A 21872-nucleotide genomic window follows, 5' to 3' on the forward strand; every position below is an offset into this window, starting at 1 on the left:
CTACTCGCAGCACGCCGCCCCAGCGCGACCCGCAATGTCGGGCACCGCAGCGTACGGGTTTGGAAGCGCGGCCGGGCAGGAGCGCGACTGATGCCGTGGCTGAAAGTGGGCGACACTGCCCCCACGAACCCAATCGTCGCAGAGGTGCTTGAGCATCCAGCCGCCGACGACCGCAGCAAATTGGAGCTGTTCGGTTTCGTCGGACTGTGCGCGACGGTCGCGGCCGGACACCTAACGGACTACGTCGTATCGCGGGCCACCGCAGCCGACGTCGCCGGGTCACTACAGCGGGCGGATCTGCTTCTCGAGCAGGCCGTGTTCGCGGGCTACATGGAGCCGGTCGTGGAGGACGTGAAGGGCAAGCCGCGCCAGCGGTGGAAGATCGTGGAAGACCCGGACTTCATCCACATGCGCACGGAGGAAGAGATCACGTGGGAGCGGCAGCGCAAGCGGGATAACTCTCGGCCCTCTCTGATCATCCCGGTGCGGATGCGCGATGGTGACGGCTGCCGGTATTGCGGGCAGGTGGTGAAGTTCAAAGCCCGCAACGGTCGTCTCGCGGGAACTTATGACCATCGCAGTCCAGGTAAGGCGGCGCAGTCACCTGATGATCTCGTGGTGGCTTGCAAGGCGTGTAACTCGGGACGGAAGAACAACCCGACCGCCGAGAAGGATTATCCACTGCTGCCACCACCGGAGAAGCCTTACTACTCACAGGACACCTGCGACTTCATCGCCGGATCGGAGTGGGCACGGTCAAACGGGATCGAGGCACCACCACCACCACGTACCCGCGTGGAACCAGGGCACGTGTCACCAGGCCACCACCAACCCACCCCAGCGCCACCAGCGCAGGAGCCAGCAAAACACCCATCTGCAGAGACAAGCAGAACTCGGCAGAACTCGGCAGACATTGTGACTTCGGGGTCTGACGCACCGGGACGGGTCGGGTCGGGTCGGGTCGGGTCGGGTAGGGGCGGAAGCCCAGCACGACCACCTCAAGAACCAAGCAGGCAGAACAAACACGAGCACATCAACCCCCGGCCATCTCATGACCCCAAGATCAAGGGCAGGTCCAGGGGTAGGCGTAGGGGTAAGAGAGGGAGCAAGTAGTTATGCAACTCAAGGATTACCAAGATCAGCTGATCCTCAAGTGGTCAGAGGAACAGCTGCAGAACCATGTCATCAGTACGGCTAGAGCGCTGGGCTGGATTCACTACCACACTCATAACAGCCGGCGGTCGCCTGTGGGTTTCCCTGATCTGGTGCTCGTGCATCCGGAGAAGAAGATCTGTCTGGTGCGTGAGCTGAAGACCGAGAAGGGACGATTCCGACCGATGCAGCAGGACTGGCTCGACGGCCTCAAGTCCGCGGGGATTGATGCGGGTGTGTGGCGCCCGTCGGATGTGGTCTCGCAGCGGGTGCAGCTCGAGCTGTCAGCCGGAACCTCTTACGGGTCCGGGTACGTCCAGCGCTACATGACCGGCGTCCCCAACTCTCAAGGAGTGAAGCCATGAGTGAAGAATTCGAACCCGCAGATCTCACGAACGAGATCGCCAAGGCGCTGGGTGTTCCGATCGTCACGCACTACGTGGTGGTGGCTAACTGCATCGGCGAGGACGGAGACCAGCAGGTCCATGACCTGTCCTCTCCGGGCATGCCGTACTGGCAGAAGTACGGGCTGCTTGGATCTTCCGCATCGTCCTACGAAGGTCAACCGCTCTGGTCAATCGAGGAGGACGAGGGATGAGCGCTCTGTGTGTTGTTGATCAGGTGCCGGCGACCGTGGGGAATCTCTGCACCGCATGCATGACCACGCTGCACACCACGGTGCTGCAGGTGCCGCGTCTGCTGGTGGATCTGGATGTGACGATCACGAAGCAAGCACGACAGACCACACCCGGTGCTGGCGGCTCAGGCGGCGAGCGCGGGTTGGTTTTGAATCTTGCGGCGTCGGAGGCTGCGGGTCAGGTGAGGATGTGGTTGCGGGCTGTGGCTCATTTGACCGTGGGCGAGGGCGAGCGGGTGCCTGTGGGTATGAGGGAGTTGGCAGCGTGGACTGCGCGCAGGTTGTCGGTGGCTGCTCGGCATCCGGAGATCGGGGAGTATCACGCGGGGTTGTTGCGTGCTGTGTCGGTGGGCGGTCGTTGTATCGATCGCGCGCCGGAGCGGCGGGTGATTGGTGTGTGTGATTGTGGCCGGCCTTTGGCGACGGAGCGCAGTAGCGGGACTATGACCTGCCCGCATTGCCGTACCGATTGGGTCATTGATGAGTGGGTGTCGTATCGGGATGGGTTGTTGCTGGATGCTGTGGCGACTACGGGTGAGCTGATCGAGGTGCTGCGTTCTCGGTGGGGTTATGACGTGAAGCGGAAGACCGTGGAGTCGTGGGTGCAGCGGAAGCAGCTGGTCTCGGTTGGTGGGTCGCCGGCTAAGTTCCGGGTGGGTGATGTGGTTCTGTTGCATTGCAGGGCGCATGGCATCGTGCCGCCTGTGGGCGATCAGGAGCAGGGGAAGGTGAAGACACGTGCGGGTTGAGTTAGGCCGGGAGACTGGCGTACAGCGGCTTGCAGGTATATGGTGTACTCAAATGGATGAAGTCTCGGATAGAGACCATTGAGTTTCGAAAGGCCCCGGCGTTCACGTCGGGGCCTTCGTCGTACCTGGCTCAGCGCGTCAACGTCACCACCGTGGCTGAATGATCATGCCGGCCACGGGTTCGGATCGAAGATAGGCGAGGCGGATCTTACTTCCTGCCGCTGATGATTCTTTCTGCGTGCTGGCCATCTTCTTGAGTACCAACCTCAGCACCGGGCCTCGTTCGCTACCGGGTCGTTACCGCCGTCGCTGGGTTGACCGGCTGGCCACCGGGCGCATTGCGCGAACTTGGCCACCTACTTCGAACGGGGGAAGCCATGTTGGTCGAGCAGGTCCTGGGTCATGACATTGAACTGGACCTTGAGGCCGATGCCGTGGTCCTCGATGTCGTGGTGTTGGTGCGTGCTCAGTCTCCTGATGGTGATCTATCTATTGGAGTGCAAGGGGCGTCTGAGCATACGGACGAGGTGGTTCGCATGGGAATGCTGCATCACGCTCAGCTCCGGCTTGATCATCATCACTTGAACGGGTGACTGGGCCTTAGCGACGGAGCAGCTCACCTACCTGCGGCTCGCATCGAGCCGATGTGACTACCCACCCCGGGGGGTCTCTGCACGGCCCCTCCCCAGGGATAGATGCCGGGGGAGAGGCATCCCAGGGGGTAACCCCTGGGATGCGGCCCCCGGGGTCTAGGCAGTTCCCGACCCCGTACTGGTGTATCGCTGTCGAGTGGGAGGGCGAGTGATGGTAGCCATCAGGACATGCCAGTGTGGTTGCCCTGCTGTGACTGGGCCATGGTGTTGGCGGTGCGCGCATGATCGGGCACCGAAGGAATCGACACTGGGTTTCATCCCGTGGGGCAGCGATGAGTTTGGATCTGACCCTGGTGAACCTGACGTCGTGACCAGCTGAGAGCAACGGAGGTGATGACCGTGCCGAGAGCACGCAAGGCCTGCGGGTTTCCTGGCTGCTCGACCAAGGTTCGAGGCATCACCTATTGCGATGATCATCAACCGATGAACTGGCGAGGTGATCCAAGGACCTCGACAGCCGAACACAAGGCATGGCGACTGACGGTGCTAAGACGAGATCACTTCCGATGCCAGCTCAAGTTCCCCGGCTGCTCAGGCCGTGCGACGATCGGTGACCACAAGGTGGCGGTCGCGTTCGGTGGTGCTGAGTTCGACCTGTCGAATGGGCAGGCGGCGTGTTCGAACTGCCACACGATCAAGACGCAGGCCGAGTCGAGGGAGGGGCGGCGCCGGGCTGGCCAGACCGGGGGGCCTCCACCCCCTCCCCCCTCTGTTTCCTTCCCACGCTAAGGTTCGTGGAACTTAGTTCCCTACGGTTCCCCCACCCCACCCAATCACCCTCTGACTAGGGCAAACACCCCGCTTTGACCCCCTGATGGTGCATCGGTGAACGCGCGGAAGTGTTACGGATAATCCGCGTGATTCCGGGGTTGTTTTGGTAGACTGAGGGCATGCCTAGGACATGCGCTCGCTGCGGGGATTCGATCAACCTGCTGCGCGATGGCGCGCAGTACTGCTCGGCCCGCTGCCGCGTCGCAGCCAAACGAGACCGCGATCGGAAAGCCAAGCTGCCGGCCGCCATGACCAGCGCTCGCCAGTGGGTGCGCCGGGACAAGAAGAAGCGCCCCGTCCGAGCCGACAACGGCCGGTGGGCCTCGGTCACCAACCCCGAGAGCTGGTGCACCTACGAGGAAGCGAAGAAGTCCAAGCGCGGCGCCGGCCTCGGCTTCGTGCTCACCGCAGACGACGACATCTCGTGCATCGACCTCGACCACTGCATTCACGACGGGCAACTAGACCCACGGGCACAGAAGCTCATCGAGGGAACCCCGAACAAACTGTTCGTGGAGATCTCCCAGTCCGGCGAGGGCGTGCACATCTGGCACACCGGCGGACCCGGACGCGGCAGCCGCCGCCGAGAGAATGGGCTGCTCGTCGAGAGATACAGCCAAGGCCGTTACATCGCAGTCACCGGAAAACTATTGGAGGTGTGATGCCACAGCCCAAGAAGCACTCGTCCGTGCGCGCTCGCGGCAACAAGGCCTCCACTGCATCCGTTCTCCGCCCCGGCACTGTCGTCCACGACGCCCCGGAGTTGCCCACCCGCCGCGATGAAGATGGCGGCGAAGTGCCTTGGCAGCCTCAGACCTTGGAGTGGTGGGAGGACTTGTGGGCTGCGCCCATGTCCTCCGAGTACCACTCCTCGGACAAGCACGCACTGTTCGTGCTCGCGGCCCTGATGGACGAGTTCTGGATCATGCCCAGTGCCAAGCTTGCCGGTGAGATTCGTCTGCAGCGTCAAGCCTTCGGCCTGACCCCCTACGACCGTCGGCGGCTGGAATGGACCATCGAAACCGCCGAGGAAGCCAAAGATCGGGGCACACGCCGGCGCGCTGGCGGCTCGACATCCCGACAACCTGATGAAGGTGATGACCCGAGGCTGACTCTCGTGCAGTAGCCCGAGAATGGAGGCGGCACAGTGGCAACTCTGCTGGTGCCGCCCCTGGACCTCGCGTATCCCACCTTGGGGCCTGCGGTCGCTCAGTTCATCGAGGAACGCTGCGTCTACGGTCCCGGTTCTTTGGCCGGCCGTCCGGCCGAGATCACCCCGGAATTTCGTGCGCAGCTCTATCGCATGTACGAAGTGTTCCCGCAGGGCCACGACCTCGCCGGCCGCCGCCGATTCCAACGCGGAGACCTCGAGGAACGCAAGGGCACCGCCAAAACGGAACGTGCGGCTTGGATCGCATTTGCGGAACTACACCCTGAATCACCGGTGCGCTGCGACGGCTTCGACGCCTACGGCAACCCGGTTGGCCGGCCTGTGGAGTTCCCGTACATCCCGATGATGGCCGTCTCCGAGGAACAGGTGTCCGAGCTGGCGTTCGGTGTACTCAAATACGTGATCGAGAACGGGCCTGACGCGGACTTCTTTGACGTGTCCTTGGAACGCATCATCCGCATGGGCTCGCGTGGCCAGGAGGACGGCAAAGCCGTCCCCGTATCCGGTTCACCAGGCTCCCGAGATGGTGCGTTGACCACGTTCCAGCATTTCGACGAACCTCACCGACTGTTCATGCCTCGCGCGCGGCACGCACACGAGACGATGATGCAGAACCTTGCCAAGCGCCCACTGGAAGACCCCTGGGCGCTCTACACCTCCACTGCTGGAGCATCCGGGCAAGGATCCATCCAGGAGGACATCCGGCAAGAGGCCGAGGAGATCGGGCAAGGAAAGGTCGAGGACCCTTCCCTGTTCTTCTTCGCCCGCTGGGCCGGAGATAAACACGACGACCTGTCCACCGTTGAGAAACGCGTGGCCGCGGTTTCCGAGGCCACCGGGCCCACCGGCGAGTACGGGCCCGGACAGTTCTTGCGTATCGCTAAGGACTACGACCGTAAGGGAATGGATAAGGCCTACTGGGAACGCGTTTACCTCAACCGCTGGCACTCATCCGGCTCCCAGGCATTCAACATCTCCACAATGCGGGAGAACGGCCTGCTCGTCCCAGGCCAGCGCATCGCGCGTGGCCGCCGGGTCACGGTCGGATTCGACGGCGCCCGTCGTCGTGACTCGACCGGGTTCGTGATCACGGACGTAGAGACCGGGCTGCAGGAGCTCGTGGGCGCGTGGGAACAACCCGACAAGGTGCTGACCCCCGAACAGGCACGCGAGTGGGAAGTCCCCGAGGACGAGGTCACGCAGACCTTCGAGTGGATCATGTCCGAGTGGGACGTGCTGCTGTTCTACGGTGACCCGCCGTACTGGACCGACACAATGGGCAAGTGGGCCGGTGAGCACGACGTCGTCGAAGAGTGGTGGACCAACCGACACAAGGTCATGGCCTACGCGCTCCAAGCGTTCGTGGAAGCGATGGAGACAGCTGCTGTCGCTTTCGGCGGCTCGGAAGAACGTCATGACGACCTGATCAGACACTTCGGCAACGCAGGCAAGAAAGAGCTGCGGATCCTCGACGACGAAGGTAACCCGCTGTGGATTATCGGCAAGCTCGATGGCCGGCTGGAAAACAAGATGGACTTCGCCATGTGTTCCGTCCTGTCCTGGGCCGCGTGCCTGGCTGCCCGTAAGGGCGGGGCACTCAAGAAGAAAAACACGAACGTGATGACGGTACCCATGCGGGTCCGCTGACTGATGGAGGGGGTTGAACATGGCGATCGATACATCCGAGCAGTACACCCCCGGGTGGTGGTTGGAGCGGCTCTACCAAAAGCTCCGCGAGACCCGCGACGACCATCAGAAGCTCATGGACCGCTACGAGGGCAAAGGACCTGTTCCGAAGCTCTCAGCCTCGATGCCGAAATCGGCGGAGACCTTCTACCGCAAGACCCGACTGAACATGGCCGAGCTCGTGGTTGGTTCCATGCTCGAACGCATGCGCGTGCGCGCGATCCGCAGTGACGCCACCGCCGGAGATGGGGACAGCATCGCCTGGGCGCTCTACCGCCACAACGATCTCGACGTGTCTTTCGCCGACGCTCTCGAGCATGTGCTTGTGATGGGCGACGCCTACCTGATCACCGGTATCCGTGCGGGCACTCCCATGGACCGGACACTCTCGGTCGAGGACATCCGCATCACATGGGAAGACCCCCGGCAGATGGTCACCATCCACGATGCCGAGGACCAGAGCGTCATCCGCGCCGCCGCCCGCTTCTACCACGACGCCGACGAACAGAAAGACGTCGCGTTCCTCTGGGTCGCTGGCCGCTTGTTCCGGGCGTCCACCCCGCGCAAGACCAACCGTAAGAAGATCTACTTCACCGCCTCGGAATGGAACTGGGAAGCAGAGGAAGGCCTGATTTTACCCGGCGACATCCGAGTACCCGTGGTACGCATCCGTAACCGCCGCGGCGTCGGAGAATTCGAACGTCACCTCGACGTGCTGGACCGGATCGACCACATGATCCTCCAACGCATGGTGATCGCCACCATGCAGGCCTTCCGTCAGCGCGCCATTAAGGGCGAACTGCCATCCCACTACCCAGCCGATCACCCCAGAGCCGGGCAGGAAATCGACTACGACGAGATGTTCGAATCAGACCCCGGAGCGATGTGGGTAATCCCCGGCGCCGCGGAGATCTGGGAATCAGGCCAAGTCGAGCTCTCCGGCATCCTCAACGCGGTCAAGGACGACGTACGAAACCTCGCCGCCGTCACACGCCGCCCGGTCAACGTCCTCTCACCAGAAGGCGAAAACCAGTCCGCAGAAGGCGCCGCGCTCACACGCGAGGGCCTGACCTTCGCCACCGAGGACCGAGAACTCCGGTTCGGCCGGGACCTGGCCCGAGCGCTTAGCTACGGTTTCCGAATGATCGGCGACGAAGTCCGAGGCGACGTCACCAAACTCTCCGTGGACTGGATGCCCGTGGACCGCTGGCCACTCACCGCCCAAGCATCCGCAGCCCAACAGGCCAAAGCAGCCGGGATGTCCAAGCAATGGATCCTCGAACGCTGCTGGCAAGCCACCCCGGAGGAAATCGAACGGGAGAAGGGAGCGACCCTGGACGACTTCATGCTCGGCGTCCCACAGGTCAACCCCAACACCATCCCACCGTCCCCGGTAATAACAGCAGGCAACGCGCTCGCAGGCGGGGCACGTGGATAACGCCAGAGCGTCAGCGGTACTCGACGCCTACACAGCTTCCGAGCAGCTGATCGCTGAGCGCGTCGAAACCGCCGTGCTCGAACGAGTCACAGGTTTCGGAGACTGGTACAACCACGACGCCGTAACCGCGCTCGCCACCCAACTCACTGCCCTTGTGGAGTCCGGGCAGCGCAACGAGACAGCCCTGACGGATGCCTACCTGCAACGGATCATCGCCGAGACCATCGGCACCGAGGTGGGATCCACTGCGTTGGTTGACCCGGCCACACTGCGTCAGGGAACCACCCACGTGGGCGCGTACACGCGACTGGCCAACCAGTACCGGTGGCAAATCTCCCTCGGGATCGCCGCCAGCGCCGCAGCCTCAGCAGCCGTCAACCGCGCTCGCACCATGGCCAAGACCGACCTGCGGATGGCAGCCCGTGCTCAGGCGCAGAAGACGCTGTCCAACAAGGGCGTGAAGCTCTATCGGCGGGTCATCCGGCCGGAGTTGTCCCCGAAGGGCGTGTGCGGCATCTGCCTGGCGGCCTCCGACCGGATCTACTTCGTCGGGGACCTCCTCCCCATCCACAACGGGTGCAAGTGCGCGGTCATGCCGATCATCAACGGCAAAGACCCAGGCCGGTTCCTGACCAGAGGAGATCTCGACCGGCTCTATGCCGACGCCGGCGACTCTACTGAACGGTGGGCCCTTTTCAATCAGCGGTACGAGATCACCGAGCACGGAGAAATCGGCCCCATGTTGGTTGACCCGAAACACCATTTCCGTGGCCCCGACGAGGTGCCCATGGCCTTGGAGTAGTGACCATCAATTTCACACCTGACACAGGAGAAAAACATGCCCACGCACAAGAACAAGACTTCCGGGATCATCCACCCCGATTCCGGAATCGACATCACCGCACCCGGCGGCATTCAGGAGCTTCTGGACTTCCACCGCCAGACCTTCGGCGACGCGGTGATGGAAGACGGCGACGGCAGCAACGACGGTGAAGGCGAGGAAAACTCCGGAGACAACGGAGAATCCGAGCAGAAAAAGAACGGCGCCGACGAGGACAAGAGCAAGACGAATTCCAAGGAGTCCGACAAAGGATTCCCCGCGGACACGCCCTTGTCTGAAATGACCGTCGAGCAGCGCGAGGCCTACTGGAAGGACAAGGCCCGCAAGCACGAGAACACCGCCCGCGCTCGCTCTGACTACGACGAGGTGGCTGCCAAGGCCGCGAAGTGGGATCAGCACGAGCGGGAGCAGGTTCCTGCGCAGGAGCGTGCCGTGCAAGAAGCTGAGGATCGTGGCCGGCAGGCTGCTGAATCTGAGGCTGCTTCGAAGTACGCGCCGGCTCTGGTCCGGGCCACCTTCCAGGGTCTTCTGGCGTCCACGCATAAGCAGGACGAGATCGAGGAAGCTCTGGAACCTCTGGACTTGTCTCGATTCCTCAAAGACGACCTGACGGTCGACACCGACAAGGTGAAGAACTTCGCGACCCGGATCACCGGGACGCGGCAGACATGGCCTGGCACAGGCACTGGTAACGGCGGAGACGTCCCCTCACGCATGAGCGGGGCCGACATCGCTAGTAAGTATCTCTAGGCCTGTAGGAGGCACACAATGAGCGTCAATCCTCGACGCAAGACCCATGGGCACGCCGACCGGCGTGCCCTGCTCACCAGCCATGCGGTGGGTGACGGCCTCGGCTGCACCCTGACCGCTGCCCAGTTCAAGACCGCCACGGGCGTCACGGACAACCTTGTCCCCGCGCTGTACCCGGTATCGGTGGCAGCCAACGGCATGGCCGTTCCGTTCACCGTCGCGGACCAGGCCACGGCGCCGTTCTCCGGCTTCACGGTCAACCCCGTGGACGTCACCCACGGTGACGACTCGGACGCCTACATCTGGCACGGGGCAATCGACGCCTCCTTGCTGCCGGTGGAATTTGACCCGACCGCTGTCACCGGCGGCAACATCGGCCATTTCGTTTTCGGCTCGGCCTGATCAAGGAGGAATAACTCATGGCTACTCTTGTAACCGATTACTTCGAGCCTGCGGAGCTCACGGACCTCGCACGCGAGATCCAGACGTCCGCGCCGAAGGCTGCCGACATCGACTACCGACTCCAGCGGGACTACCTGCCCCTGGAACAGACCTACGACGTCGAGTACCGCATCAAGGCCGGTCAGTCCGGTATCCCGTCCTCGGCGAAGTTCCGCACCTTCGACAAACAGAACCACCTCGGAGCCCGCCCGGGTTTCGAGCAGATCACTGGTGGGCTGCTGCCCCTCGGTGAGCGTTACCTGCTGACCGAGAAGGACCGCCTGACGGTTCGCCGCGCGGGTGAGGACGCTTTCCGTAAGGAAATCGCCCAGGCCGCGCGCGACGCAACCCTGGCCACCATTGTGCGTATGGAACTGGCGGTTGCTCAGACCCTGCTCACCGGCAAGACGACCCTGACCAATGAGCAGGGCGTCACGCAGGAAGCAGACTGGGCACGCCCGGCCTCGCACTCCGTGTCCGCAGGCGTGCTGTGGACCGACCCGACGTCCAAGCCCCTCACCGACCTCCGTAACTGGGTCGAGGTATGGGACCAGGACGGCGAAATGGTCATGTCCAAGCAGACCTTCGCCCTGCTAGCCAGCAGCGAGCAGTTCCGCGCCCTGGCATCGGTCAACCTCGTGGGCACCCCGGACTTCGTCACCAACGAGTTCGTGAACAACGTGCTGGCCGCCAATGGGCTCCCGAAGGTGACCATCTACGACGCGAAGTACACCAACGACCTCGGCCAGGAAACTCGTATCCTGCCCCGTGGCAAGGTGCTGTTCGTGCCCTCGGCTGGAACCAAGTCTGCCGGCGCCACCGTGTGGGGAACCCCCGCAGAAGCGCTTGACGACAAGTACCAGATCGAAGAGCCCTCTCGTCCGGGCATCGTTGTGGCTCACCTCGAAGAGGAAAGCCCGAAGCAGTCCTGGGTCAATGCCTCCGCGATCGGATTCCCGGTCCTGGCGAACCCGAAGAAGACGATGGCTGCGACGGTGGCGTAATGCGACTGACAGCCAACGTAATCGTGCGCCGACCTTCGGACTCGACTCTCGTGGTGCTGGCCGCTGGTGAGGACGTACCGGATTGGGCCGCCGACATGGTGACCAATCCGAGCGTTCTCACCGACCTGCCGCCCGCTGAGGCACCCGAAGTGACCGAGGAAGTCAAGGAATCGGACGCGGGCGACGACGACGACTCGGACACTGACGACACGGGCGACACGCCTGCCGAAGTGGTGACCGAAAAAGCCTCCGCCGAAGAGATCGAGGCCACTGAGGAATCGGACGACGACTCCGCGACCGAAGAGACCGAGGCTGCAGCCGAGACTGAGGCACCGTCCAACGAGTGGACGTTGCGCCAACTACGTGAATACGCCCAGGCCAACGACATCGACCTGGGCGAGGCCCGCGTGAAGGCCGACATCCTCGAGGTACTGAACCAGTAGGAAGGCGGGCACCATGAACTCCTACGGCACCACCACAGGCCTGGAGGGGATCTGGCGACCGCTCACCGATCAGGAACGCGTAGCCGCGGAAAATCTACTGACTGTCGTGTCAGCGATTTTCCGCGCTCGCGTCCCTGATCTTGATGCCCGACTCGACAGCGGTCAAGTAGACAGGACTCTTGTCGATTTCGCGGCTCAGCAGGTGGTCAAACGTGTGCTGATGAACCCGGAAGGGTTCAAACAGATCACCGAGTCAACGGGGCCAACGTCGGGGTCGTACACCCTGGACCAGTCCATTGCGGGCGTAAACCTCTACGTCTCCGATGGCGACCTCAAACTATTCCTCCCCTCCTACGGGGCAACCTTCAACATCGGCACGATCAGGGTTCGCCCGGGATTGGGAATGGGATGACCCTCCGTAAAGCCAATATCGCAATCGGCGTCAGCCACCGATCAGAACAACCCGAACGCGACCGTCATGGAAACGCGAAGCACACGTTCTCTGACTTCCAGCCCGAATACGTGTACCTGATCGCGCCGAGCTCACGGACTGAACCGACCGAACAGGGCCGCTCCAACGCGGTCCTGAGCAAGTGGGACATCTACGGACCACTGTCACTGACGATCGGCCCCTACGACCGCGTGAAACTCCCAGACGGGACCATCACCGAGGTCGTGGGCGAAGTCGGCAGATGGGACCACAACCCACACAGCTTGCACACCACGCAGCACACCTGCGTGGAATTCACAGTGGAACGGAGACAGGGATGAGCAAAGTAACGGTCAAGCTCAACCGCCAAGGGGTCGCCAAGATCCTCAAATCACCGTCCATGCGCAAAGCCGTGGAGAAACGCGCCCGACAGATCGCCACCGCAGCCGGACCCGGCTACGAAGCTGACTCCATGATCGGTAAGAACCGTGCCCGCGCATCCGTGTACACCAAGACCTTCCAAGCCCGCAGAGACAACGCGAAACGCAACACCCTGCTGCGCTCGATAGGAGCAGCACGCCGTGGCTGAACCAACACCAGAACCCCACGAATACATCGTCGAAGCCCCCAGAGACGCCGAAGCAGACGTACTCGAAGCGCTCGCACGCTTCGGTGTGGAGGCGTCCACGATTGTGCCTGGTGCGCGTGGGCCGGGCACTGTGCGTGTCTCCCGCGTGGGCGGGGAACTGACAGCGCAGCAGCAGCGGGATCGTCCGCTGATGTTGATCGAGGTGTGGGAAGAAACTTCCCCGGCCGCGTTCGATGCTGCACTGCGTGCGTGGTCTGTGTTCCGGATCCTCGAAAACGAGGGGTTCCTGATTCCGGGTGTGGCCTTGCATGACGTTGATCTTCAAGTGCCGCGTGCTCTTGATGACGAGCTGGCTCCGGATCTGTGCCGGGTGCAGTTCACGGTCGAAATGACTACCCCACTGACTGAAATCACTCTCACGGAGGAAATCTGATGGCAACGTCCAACTACCCCAAGACCCTGCACCACCCCCGCGTCGCCGGTGTGGTGGCAACGGTCGAGACCGAGCAGCAGGAAAAGGACTGGCGCGAACAGGGCTGGCTTGTGAACCCGCCCAAGGCGTCGGAGACCGTTCCTGTCGGTGAGCGTGTCACCGACACCAAGAAGTAAGCACGCATCTCTCTGATTCATCACGGGCCGCCCCGCTCCTGATGAAAGGACCGCCGCTATGGCGAATCAAACGCGAGTCGGTGCACCCATTAAGTCGGTCGGCGGTTTTTCGTCCGCTGCGCTGGGCTCTGCACTTCCTACCGATGCCAAGACTGCCCGACCTGCCGCTTTCCAAGCCCTTGGCCTGATTGGTGAGGACGGCCTCGAAGAGACCGAGGAGCGCAGTACCGACAAGAAGCGCCACTGGGGTGGCGGTGTCGCCCGTGTGCTGCAGACCGAGTACGGCATCCAGCTCAAGCTGACGTTCATTGAACGCACCACCGCGGTGCTCAAGGAAGTCCGTGGGCAGGACAACGTCACCGAGGTCGCCGGCACGGACACCGAGAAGCTGCGCACCGTGCTGCGTAACTCGAAGATGCTGCCCCAGCGTTCCTACATCGCCGACATCAAGGACGGCGACCACGATCTGCGCATCGTTTACCCCATTGCTCAGATCACCGAGATCGACGACGTGCAGTACGTCCACTCCGAGCTGATCGCCTACACGGTGACCATCGACTGCTTCGAGGACGAGAACGGCCAGTACGCCTACGAGTACGACACCGTTCCCGCTGTCGCCGCCGCCTGATCCCATCCACCTGTAAGAGCCGTCCAATCCGGGCGGCTCTTTCCTATACCCCCTTGGCGCGGTCATTCCGTGGGGCGGCCCGCCGCGCCAAGGGTCCCCTTCTCTATCCGGCCGCCCACCGTTTCCGAAAGAGGCAACCCCACATGGCTACCACCAAGAACACCCCCGCCCCGCGCAAGCGCCCCGCCAACACTCCCGCGAAGAAGGCTGCCGTCCAATCCGGTGCGAAGGTGCCCGAGGATTACCTGGCGGCGATCCGCGAAGCCGTCCCCGACTTCGTCTACCCCACGACCTTCGGCGACGTGCACCTGCCCGGCTACATGCCCACCGGATTCATCATCGACAACGCCAACCTCACCGAGGGCGAGATCTTCACGAAGATGCTCACCGAGAACACCGACGAAGAGTCCCTCGCAGTGGTTCGCATGCTGCCGCAGCAGAACTTCGAAGGCATCGACGGTTCGCTCGAGGACCTCATGACGCAGTGGTTCGGCGCCCAGGGAGTCACCATGGGGGAATCCGCGGCCTCATCCGACTGATCTGGGATCACGGTGAGGCCCTCGAATTCGACCTAATCGAACGCAAACTACGCCTACGAGACGTAGGAACCCCGGAATTCACCTGGCGAGACCTGCGAATCTTCATCAAATACCTCCCACGCGAATCCGCCCTAGTCGCGGAAATCGACCCGGACGCCGCCGGATGGTCCCTCGAAGCGCTCCTCATGGCCACCGTCGCCGACGGCATCCACTGGCTGCAATGGGCCAAAACCAAGGACGGGGAAAAGGGCCGAAACCAGCCCAAACCCATCCCACGGCCCGGCGTGGAGGACAAGACCAAGAGGATCAAGGGCACCCCCGAACCAGTCAACGACATCGTCGAATGGCTCGGACCCGGCTTCGAGGACTTCGCGCTCGCCGCATAACCGAATACAGCACCACCAGGAAGGGGCAGACCACAACGGTCTGCCCCTTCCGTCGTTTCCGAAGGAGGGGACATGACCGAAGTCGCAGTTGCCCACATGCCGGTCATCCCCTCGATGAAGGGGTTGCAGCGCAACCTGACCAACGCCATGGCCCCTGCTGCGGCGAAGGCTTCGGACCAGGTTGGCCAGACCATGGGCGCGCGCATGAGCTCGCGTCTGTCCTCCGGACTCAAGACCGGTGTGAAGGTCGCTGGCGCGGGCGTGGCCACCGTCCTGGGAACCTCCCTCGTGAAGGGCTTCCAGCGGCTCTCGGCCATTGAAAACGCCGAGGCGAAGCTCACCGGCCTGGGCAACTCTGCCGCCGACACGTCGAAGATCATGGACAACGCCCTCGCCGCGGTGAAGGGAACCGCCTTCGGCATGGACGAGGCAGCCACTACGGCTGCTTCTGCCGTGGCTGCTGGTGTGAAGCCCGGCCAGGACCTCACCAAGTACCTCGGCCTGGTCGGTGACGCTGCGACCATCGCGGGAACGGACATGGGCTCGATGGGGTCGATCTTCAACAAGGTCATGACCTCCGGCAAGGTCCAGGGCGACGTGTTCGCCCAACTCTCGGACTCTGGTATCCCGGTCGTGCAGATGCTCGCAGATTCCATGGGAATCGCAGCCGACGAAGTCTATGACCTCGGCTCGAAGGGCAAGATCAGCTCCGACGAGTTCTTGAAGGCCATGGGTTCGATGGAGGGCGCCGCACTCAAGGGCGGCGAGACCACCACGGGCGCGTGGAAGAACATGATGGCCGCGCTCTCGCGCTTCGGTGCGGGCATGCTCAAGGGCATCTACCCGGCCATCGGCCCCACGTTCAACAAGATCACCGCGATGCTCGACGCCGCCGAGGCGAAGGTCACTCCGTTCGTGGCCACGATCTCGGAGAAGCTCGGCAACGCCATGAGCAACCTCGACTTCTCGTCGTGGTCGAGCTTCACCAGCTCCCTGTCCACCACCTCCGGTGCGCTCGGCCGCGAATTCGGGCCCGCACTCTCATCAGTGGGGGAGTCTCTCGGCACGCTGCGGCCGGCTATGTCCGAATTCGCCCGACAGCTCCCGGCCATCGGTGGCTCAGTCGTCACCCTCGCAGTTAGCGGCGTGAAGCTGCTGGCCGGCGCTCTCGGATTCCTCGCGGACCACTCCGACACCATCGTTCGATTCATGCCGGCCATCGTCGCCGGCTTCGTCGCATGGCGCGTGGCATCCACCGCGCTCGCGTACTCGTCTCAGAAGTTGCAGTGGGCGCAGGTTGCTATGGCGCCGGTGCTGTTGGCCAATAACGCGCTGCGTCTGATCAATATCACGCTGGAGAACCGGCAAACTAGCGCGAACCTGGCCAACACGGCTGCCACAACCACGAACACGACCGCGACCGCCGCGAATAACACGGCCCAGAACATGGGTGTATTCGCCCGTGTGCGGGCCGTGGCCGCAACGGTGGCCCATCGTGTGGCCACGGTGGCGTCTGCGATCGCTACGCGGGCTGCAGCGGCGGCGCAGTGGGTGTTCAACGCCGCGCTGTCCGCTAACCCAATCGGGCTCGTGATCTTGGCGATCGCCGCATTGGTGGCGGGTCTGGTGTGGTTCTTCACTCAGACTCAGTTGGGGCAGCAGATCTGGTCAACGGTGTGGACCGCGATCAAGACCATCGTGGCCGGTGTCGTGGCCTGGTTCCAGACCGTGGTGCTGCCGATGCTGTCCGCTGCCGTGTCCGCGATCGGTCTGGCGTTCCAGTGGCTATACACCAATGTGATCCTTCCAGTCTGGAACGGGATCAAGGTTGCCGTGGCCATCGTGATAGCGGTGGTCATGACGATCATCCAGGGCCTGGTCTGGTTCGTGCGTAGCGTCCTGGGCCCGGCGTTCACTTGGCTCTACGTCAACATCATCGTGCCGGTTTGGAACGGGATCCGGAACGCGATCGCTGCGGCCTGGAATTTCATCCGCAATGTGATCCTGGTGCCGCTGATTGGCTTCGTGCGCGGCACGCTGACCGCCGCATGGACCTGGTTGCGTACCATCGTGGCCGCCGTGTGGGGCGCGATTCGCGGCGCAATCACCGCGGCGTGGAACTGGATCCGTAACTCGGTCCTGGTTCCGCTGATTGGCTTCGTCCGTGGCGTGCTCACCAATGCGTGGATCGGGCTGCGAATCCTAATCAACGCCGTGTGGTCTGTGATTCGGGCCGTGATCTCGTCTGCGTGGAACTGGATCCGCGGCGTCGTCCTGAATCCGTTGATTGGGTTCCTGAAAGGCCCCCTGGCGGGTGCGTGGAACTGGCTGCGTGGTCTGATCGAGCGTGTTTGGGGCGGGATCAAGTCCGCTGTCAGCGGCGCTTGGAACTGGGTCCGCGGCAACGTACTCGACCCGATGATCAACTTCGTCCGTAACAACGTGGTTTCCGCGTGGGAGACGGCGAAGTCCGGTATTGAGACGGCCTGGAACAAGATCAAGTCGATTGTGTCGAAGCCCGTTGATTTCGTGGTCAACACTGTCATCAACGATGGGTTCATCAAGAACTTCAACAAGATCGCTGAGAAGTTCAAGATCGATAAGATCCCCGAGGTCTCCTTCCGGGGCTTCCGCACCGGTGGTTACACCGGCGGCAAGTACCGCAAGGACGAGGTCGCTGGCGTGGTGCACGGCCAGGAGGAAGTGATCCGTGCGGAGTCCACTCGTGACATCGAGCGGGCCGCACCGGGTTTCCTGGACCGCCTGAACAAGCACGGTGCATCCGCGCTGCCGACCTTTGGTCACTCCGGTCATGCCGCTCATGGCGGTCTGGCTGCTGGTGGTCCGGGTGGGCCGGGTACGTACCTGTGGGGTCCGTTGCAGAACGCGATCTACCGCACGGGTATTGCCCACCTCAACGGTGGCGCATCCGGGTTCAATATCGGGGCCATGGCCAGGGCGTGGAACAACATGTCCAACCTCAAGGTCAAGCACGGTTCCGGTCAGAACCAGATCACCGTCGGAGGCGGCGCACCCGCAGGAACCTGGGGCTACGCCTGGACCAACGGTCAGATCCGCCTCAACACCGGTATCCCCGGTGGCATGAAGACCGGTACCGGCGCACACGAGGTCGGGCACGTCCTCGGGCTCGACCACGCCGGCACCAACTCGATCATGCACCCCATGATGCGCGGACCCCTGTGGCCCTCGTCCTACGACCGTTCCACGATCCAACGGATCTACGGCGGCGCAGGCAAGGGCAACCCGCCCGAAGGCGGCGGGGACTCCGGGCCCTCCATCAGCGACATCGCATCCTCCATCTGGGACAAGCTCAAGGGCATCGTCAACTTCGACAGCCTCCTGGGCCGCATCCCCGGCGGAGGATTCGCCACCGACCTGATGAAGGGCGCAGCGAAAACCGTGTGGGACGGGTTCAAGGGCTTCGTGTCCAAGACCATCACCGACGCCGCAGACAAAATCATTCCCGACTGGGCCGACGGCCTGCTCGGGAAGATCTTCGGCGCCGGGGCCCGCCCGGCCATCGACGGTGTGTGGGACAGCCCCGTGGGAAGCATCCAGTCACTACGACCGGGTGTGAACACGATCTACAACGGCACCGGCAGCTCGGAATACTTCCAACGAGTCGCACCCATGGCCGCATCAGCGGACCGTGTCGGCACCGTGGAACTATCCGCCGCCGACCGGGCCCTGCTGCGCGCTGTCGCTGACCGTGACGTCCAACTGTCCGTGGACGGCCGGGAACTGCACACCACCGTGAAACGACTCGACACGAAATGGGGTTCACGATGAGCGCATGGCTCGGCCCACGGGGCAACATGATCGAGTTCGCCCATTACAAGGGGTCCGCCTCCGCGGACCTGGACCGTGACGTGAAGTTCACAACCACCATCGGTGGGGGACGCTTCGGACAAACGTCCCCCACCACCGGCCTACGCACCTGGTCACTATCCGCCACCCACATGGACCCCACCCAATGGGCCGGATTCGACCTGCTCACCATGGGCGCGTACGGCGACCAGCACCGGTTCCTCGAACCTCTCGCGCTGGTCACCAATGTGATCAGCCCGCTGAAGTCCCTCCCTGGGCTGGGCGGGAACACTCCCGGAGTCTCCGGCGACGCGCTCGCCGGCGGTCTCGCACTCACCGAGGACGGCGCTCGCGTGCCGTCCCTGCTCTCCGGAGGCGGGCTGGTCTCGCTCGGCAACAACGCCCCGGTCGTCCCGGGGCGGAAGATCACGGGCTCGTTCTACGCCCGGGGCTCGGCGGTGAAGATCACCTTTGGGTTCTTCGACTCCGAGGGCGCATACCTCACGGGCATTGGCGGACTGACCACCGACGCCCCCGCAGCCACTTTGAAACGCCACAGCCTTACTGTGACCGTGCCCTCGGGTGCCGCTGCGGCGTACCTCACCGTCACCGGTGCCTCGGTGGTCGCGGCCCCCGCGATCACCTGGACCAGCAAACTCATGCCCTGGTCTCGCGGGCGCGGCTGCGACAAGGCCGTCATCCACGGGATCAGTGACTCCACGGTCCTCGCGGGACGCTTCGACCGTCAGCAGATCGCGGACTTCGATTTCACAGTCACGGAGGTGGGAGCCGGTGCTTAACGTCCAAGGCTGGCCAACCGCCGACATCGTCACCGCCGGCGCTCGCGCCACGGTCGCGGGCCGTGCGGTGAAGCTGGTCTCTGTCAGTACGACGCGGGAGCTTCCGCGTACCTTGCCGGGTCAGGTGGCCATGGCTGGGGGTCTGACGGCGGCGACGGGCACGATGGTGATCGCCCCTGCGGAGGACGTGTCGGGGCGTGTAGCTACGCCGTGGACTTCGCGCACTTATCCGAAGCGTGGGGAGCGGGTTCAGATTTGGGTGTCCCATGATGGGGCTGAGGCTCGTGTCTTCACCGGCCGCGTGGACTCCACCTCTGGTGATGTGTCCTCCAGGGAGATCAGTGTGGAAGTGGTCGACGACTTCGACAAGCTCAACTCTGAGTTCTCTCACCGTCCCATGGCGAGGATGATGCCGCCACTGTCCACGATCGGGCAGGGTTTCCAGCGCATGACTGGGCTGTTGTCGTCGTGGGTGACGGACCTCGCCGCCCGCGCTGCGGGTTTCTACGCGACCCCGCCCATGGATGGGTACTGCCTGGTGTCGGCCCCATTGCAGGGGTCCACGTGGCCGGAGCGGGGGGAGCTGCGTGACTCCTACCGTGGAGACAACGTCGGGGTCTGGCATAAGTACCACCCCGGCGCGACGCGTGAGCCGGACGGGTGGCTGACGATGTCGAATGTTTATGCCATGTATGAGCCGGACCCGTACAACACTCCGTACAACGCGGGCATCACGTCGGCCAGGCCGCTGAATCTGACGATGATGGCCGGCAGGACGCAGTCCCTGTCGTCGTACGTGGCGGCTTATTGGGCGTCCGGGCACATGCTGCGCGTGGCGTGCACTGGGTCTCGTGAGATCCGGGCGCAAATGATCGCCGCTGACGGCACCGTCACCAACATGGCGCTCATTACTCCCACCGCTGCGGGGGCGTGGACGACGGTCACGGCGCGTTTCCGGCCATCTGGATCAGCCTCGCTGACGGTGGAGCTGACCACGGACACGGGCGCATCAGCGACCGGGTCGGCCACCCCGTTGTCCACGGCGGGCATGTTCACTGCCCCGATCACTCAGGTGCGGGTCTACGCTCCGGCGGGGTGCTATATCGCGGGGGCGCAGGTGTCGTTCTCGTCGTTGTCGCCGGCGTCGTCGTGGTCGCGTACCGCGGCTATCCGTCCGTCCACTCCGCTGCGGAACATGATCCTTGTGCCGGGGCTGACGACCCGGTCGGCGGGTGAGCTGTTGAAGGCGCAGGCGGAGGCGGAGATCTCCGCGTTGTGGATCGATGAGGACGGGCGGTTGCAGTACCGTGACCGAGCCTCTCTGCTGTCCGGGTCGGTGGTGAAGACCCTGACCTCGAGGCGGGATCTGCTGGGCCTGTCGTGGTCCACGGACTCCCAGGACGCGCGCCGGAAGGTCACGGTCAAGTACCGGGACGCGGCAGTGTCTATTACCCGCCGCTCCACTCTGGTGGCCTATGAGGGCCAGAAGGAGGAGTTGCGGGAGGGCGAGGACCAGGAGGTGCTGATCGAGCCGCCGGAGGACGAGGAATGGCTGATGGTTGATTCCACCCCGCGCACGATCCTCAGCGACTTCAACGCGGACAAGTTCAATTCGGGTGAGGGTAGCTTCATTGGCTTCACGGGGCTGAACAAGGACGGCGACGAGTACGCGTTCTTTGACGGTTCCGCCGCCGATTACCGCATGGCTTTCGAGCTGGTGGGTACGCGTGCGTGGCGCACAACCCTGTCGATCCCGAAGATGCCCCCGAACGTGGACCGTGTCATTACTCAGTCGCGGTCGGAGGATACCTCGGCGATCAAAAAGTCGTACCGGTCCCGTGGGCTGCCTTTGCTGCGGTGTATGGGTAAGGGCAAGTGGACGGACCAAGAGGTCACGCCGGGGATCACGGGCCCGTCGTGGGCCACGGATCTCACCCACGACGCCAGCTGGTTCATTCAGTATCGGGCGGATGCGCTGGCGCTGGCGAATGAGATCGCGCAGGCCACGGCGGACCCGCTGCCGGTGTTCGAGTCCATTCCGATCCGCCCGGACCCGCGTTTGCAGCTCGGGGACAAAGTCCAGGTCCAGGACCCGGATATCACGGGCTTGTCCATCACCGGTGTGATCTGCGGGGTGGATCAGTCGGTGAAGGCCGGTGAGCACACCATGACCGTGTCCCTGATCGTCACGAAGGTCGATGCGGCCTACCCGACGCTGGGTGAGTTCGACACCTGGCACGCAGGTAAGACGCTGGCGGAGTTCGAGGCCCTGTGGTCCGGGCAAACACTTGCGGCACTCGATGCCGCACCACTGAGCCGATAGGAGA

26 protein-coding genes are annotated in these 21872 nt (G+C 63.4%); all 26 read left to right on the plus strand.

All coding sequences use genetic code 11. The features are described 5' to 3' along the window. Positions 1–90: 90 nt before the first annotated feature. The 26 genes from CKW39_RS08880 (at position 91) to CKW39_RS09000 (ending at position 21868) form a co-directional block, all read left to right on the plus strand. Entirely contained in the window at positions 91–1113 is a 1023-nt protein-coding gene (locus CKW39_RS08880; RefSeq protein WP_095797768.1) for a hypothetical protein, read from the plus strand. Between the two features lie 2 nt (positions 1114–1115). After that, on the plus strand, positions 1116–1517 hold the full coding sequence (locus CKW39_RS08885) for a VRR-NUC domain-containing protein (protein ID WP_254049345.1): 402 nt from the start codon (positions 1116–1118) through the stop codon (positions 1515–1517). Continuing rightward, the gene (locus CKW39_RS08890; protein ID WP_095797769.1) at positions 1514–1750 is read left to right on the plus strand and encodes a hypothetical protein; all 237 of its coding nucleotides are present in this window, start codon (positions 1514–1516) and stop codon (positions 1748–1750) included. Before CKW39_RS08885 ends, CKW39_RS08890 begins: the two co-directional genes overlap by 4 nt. Further along, positions 1747–2538 carry a hypothetical protein gene (locus tag CKW39_RS08895; RefSeq protein WP_095797770.1) on the plus strand — a complete coding sequence of 264 codons (792 nt, stop codon included), beginning with the start codon at positions 1747–1749 and terminating at the stop codon, positions 2536–2538. Before CKW39_RS08890 ends, CKW39_RS08895 begins: the two co-directional genes overlap by 4 nt. A 377-nt stretch (positions 2539–2915) precedes the next feature. Further along, positions 2916–3131, plus strand: a complete 216-nt coding sequence (locus tag CKW39_RS08900; RefSeq protein WP_095797771.1) for a hypothetical protein — start codon at positions 2916–2918, stop codon at positions 3129–3131. Positions 3132–3614: 483 nt separating this feature from the next. After that, positions 3615–3920 carry an HNH endonuclease gene (locus CKW39_RS15980; protein WP_371514698.1) on the plus strand — a complete coding sequence of 102 codons (306 nt, stop codon included), beginning with the start codon at positions 3615–3617 and terminating at the stop codon, positions 3918–3920. Between the two features lie 161 nt (positions 3921–4081). Next, positions 4082–4624, plus strand: coding sequence for a DNA primase (locus CKW39_RS08910; RefSeq protein ID WP_143469964.1), 543 nt, complete (start codon positions 4082–4084; stop codon positions 4622–4624). Next, complete coding sequence (locus CKW39_RS08915) at positions 4624–5088, plus strand: hypothetical protein (RefSeq protein WP_095797773.1); 465 nt, start codon at positions 4624–4626, stop codon at positions 5086–5088. The genes CKW39_RS08910 and CKW39_RS08915 overlap by 1 nt, the downstream gene beginning before the upstream one ends. Positions 5089–5109: 21 nt before the next feature. Continuing rightward, positions 5110–6780: a large terminase gene (locus tag CKW39_RS08920; protein WP_095797774.1), complete on the plus strand. Its 1671-nt coding sequence runs from the start codon at positions 5110–5112 to the stop codon at positions 6778–6780. Between the two features lie 19 nt (positions 6781–6799). Then, a complete protein-coding gene (locus CKW39_RS08925) occupies positions 6800–8257 on the plus strand; it encodes a phage portal protein (protein WP_095797775.1) in 1458 nt (485 codons plus the stop codon). Further along, positions 8250–9059: a hypothetical protein gene (locus CKW39_RS08930; RefSeq protein WP_095797776.1), complete on the plus strand. Its 810-nt coding sequence runs from the start codon at positions 8250–8252 to the stop codon at positions 9057–9059. Before CKW39_RS08925 ends, CKW39_RS08930 begins: the two co-directional genes overlap by 8 nt. 36 nt (positions 9060–9095) lie before the next feature. Further along, complete coding sequence (locus CKW39_RS08935; RefSeq protein ID WP_095797777.1) at positions 9096–9848, plus strand: hypothetical protein; 753 nt, start codon at positions 9096–9098, stop codon at positions 9846–9848. 18 nt (positions 9849–9866) lie between these two features. Beyond that, entirely contained in the window at positions 9867–10250 is a 384-nt protein-coding gene (locus tag CKW39_RS08940; protein ID WP_095797778.1) for a hypothetical protein, read from the plus strand. Between the two features lie 17 nt (positions 10251–10267). Continuing rightward, on the plus strand, positions 10268–11293 hold the full coding sequence (locus tag CKW39_RS08945; protein WP_095797779.1) for a major capsid protein: 1026 nt from the start codon (positions 10268–10270) through the stop codon (positions 11291–11293). Next, a complete protein-coding gene (locus CKW39_RS08950) occupies positions 11293–11736 on the plus strand; it encodes a hypothetical protein (protein ID WP_095797780.1) in 444 nt (147 codons plus the stop codon). The genes CKW39_RS08945 and CKW39_RS08950 overlap by 1 nt, the downstream gene beginning before the upstream one ends. Before the next feature lie 13 nt (positions 11737–11749). Continuing rightward, positions 11750–12148 carry a Gp19/Gp15/Gp42 family protein gene (locus tag CKW39_RS08955; RefSeq protein WP_095797781.1) on the plus strand — a complete coding sequence of 133 codons (399 nt, stop codon included), beginning with the start codon at positions 11750–11752 and terminating at the stop codon, positions 12146–12148. Continuing rightward, positions 12145–12507: a hypothetical protein gene (locus tag CKW39_RS08960; protein ID WP_095797782.1), complete on the plus strand. Its 363-nt coding sequence runs from the start codon at positions 12145–12147 to the stop codon at positions 12505–12507. Before CKW39_RS08955 ends, CKW39_RS08960 begins: the two co-directional genes overlap by 4 nt. After that, positions 12504–12755 carry a hypothetical protein gene (locus tag CKW39_RS08965; RefSeq protein WP_095797783.1) on the plus strand — a complete coding sequence of 84 codons (252 nt, stop codon included), beginning with the start codon at positions 12504–12506 and terminating at the stop codon, positions 12753–12755. Before CKW39_RS08960 ends, CKW39_RS08965 begins: the two co-directional genes overlap by 4 nt. Beyond that, positions 12748–13188 carry a hypothetical protein gene (locus CKW39_RS08970; RefSeq protein WP_095797784.1) on the plus strand — a complete coding sequence of 147 codons (441 nt, stop codon included), beginning with the start codon at positions 12748–12750 and terminating at the stop codon, positions 13186–13188. Before CKW39_RS08965 ends, CKW39_RS08970 begins: the two co-directional genes overlap by 8 nt. Continuing rightward, positions 13188–13364: a hypothetical protein gene (locus CKW39_RS15445; protein WP_158222931.1), complete on the plus strand. Its 177-nt coding sequence runs from the start codon at positions 13188–13190 to the stop codon at positions 13362–13364. Before CKW39_RS08970 ends, CKW39_RS15445 begins: the two co-directional genes overlap by 1 nt. 58 nt (positions 13365–13422) lie before the next feature. Further along, the gene (locus CKW39_RS08975) at positions 13423–13992 is read left to right on the plus strand and encodes a phage tail protein (RefSeq protein ID WP_095797785.1); all 570 of its coding nucleotides are present in this window, start codon (positions 13423–13425) and stop codon (positions 13990–13992) included. A 143-nt stretch (positions 13993–14135) separates the two neighbouring features. After that, entirely contained in the window at positions 14136–14531 is a 396-nt protein-coding gene (locus CKW39_RS08980; protein ID WP_095797786.1) for a hypothetical protein, read from the plus strand. Then, on the plus strand, positions 14477–14917 hold the full coding sequence (locus CKW39_RS15635) for a DUF5361 domain-containing protein (RefSeq protein WP_095797787.1): 441 nt from the start codon (positions 14477–14479) through the stop codon (positions 14915–14917). The genes CKW39_RS08980 and CKW39_RS15635 overlap by 55 nt, the downstream gene beginning before the upstream one ends. Before the next feature lie 72 nt (positions 14918–14989). Then, complete coding sequence (locus CKW39_RS08990; protein WP_095797788.1) at positions 14990–18727, plus strand: tape measure protein; 3738 nt, start codon at positions 14990–14992, stop codon at positions 18725–18727. After that, positions 18724–19545, plus strand: a complete 822-nt coding sequence (locus CKW39_RS08995; protein ID WP_143469965.1) for a hypothetical protein — start codon at positions 18724–18726, stop codon at positions 19543–19545. The genes CKW39_RS08990 and CKW39_RS08995 overlap by 4 nt, the downstream gene beginning before the upstream one ends. A 301-nt stretch (positions 19546–19846) precedes the next feature. Beyond that, positions 19847–21868, plus strand: coding sequence for a hypothetical protein (locus tag CKW39_RS09000; RefSeq protein WP_143469966.1), 2022 nt, complete (start codon positions 19847–19849; stop codon positions 21866–21868). Positions 21869–21872: the final 4 nt, after the last annotated feature.

It is taken from the genome of Kocuria sp. WRN011, from assembly GCF_002295155.1.
Lineage (GTDB): Bacteria > Actinomycetota > Actinomycetes > Actinomycetales > Micrococcaceae > Kocuria > Kocuria carniphila.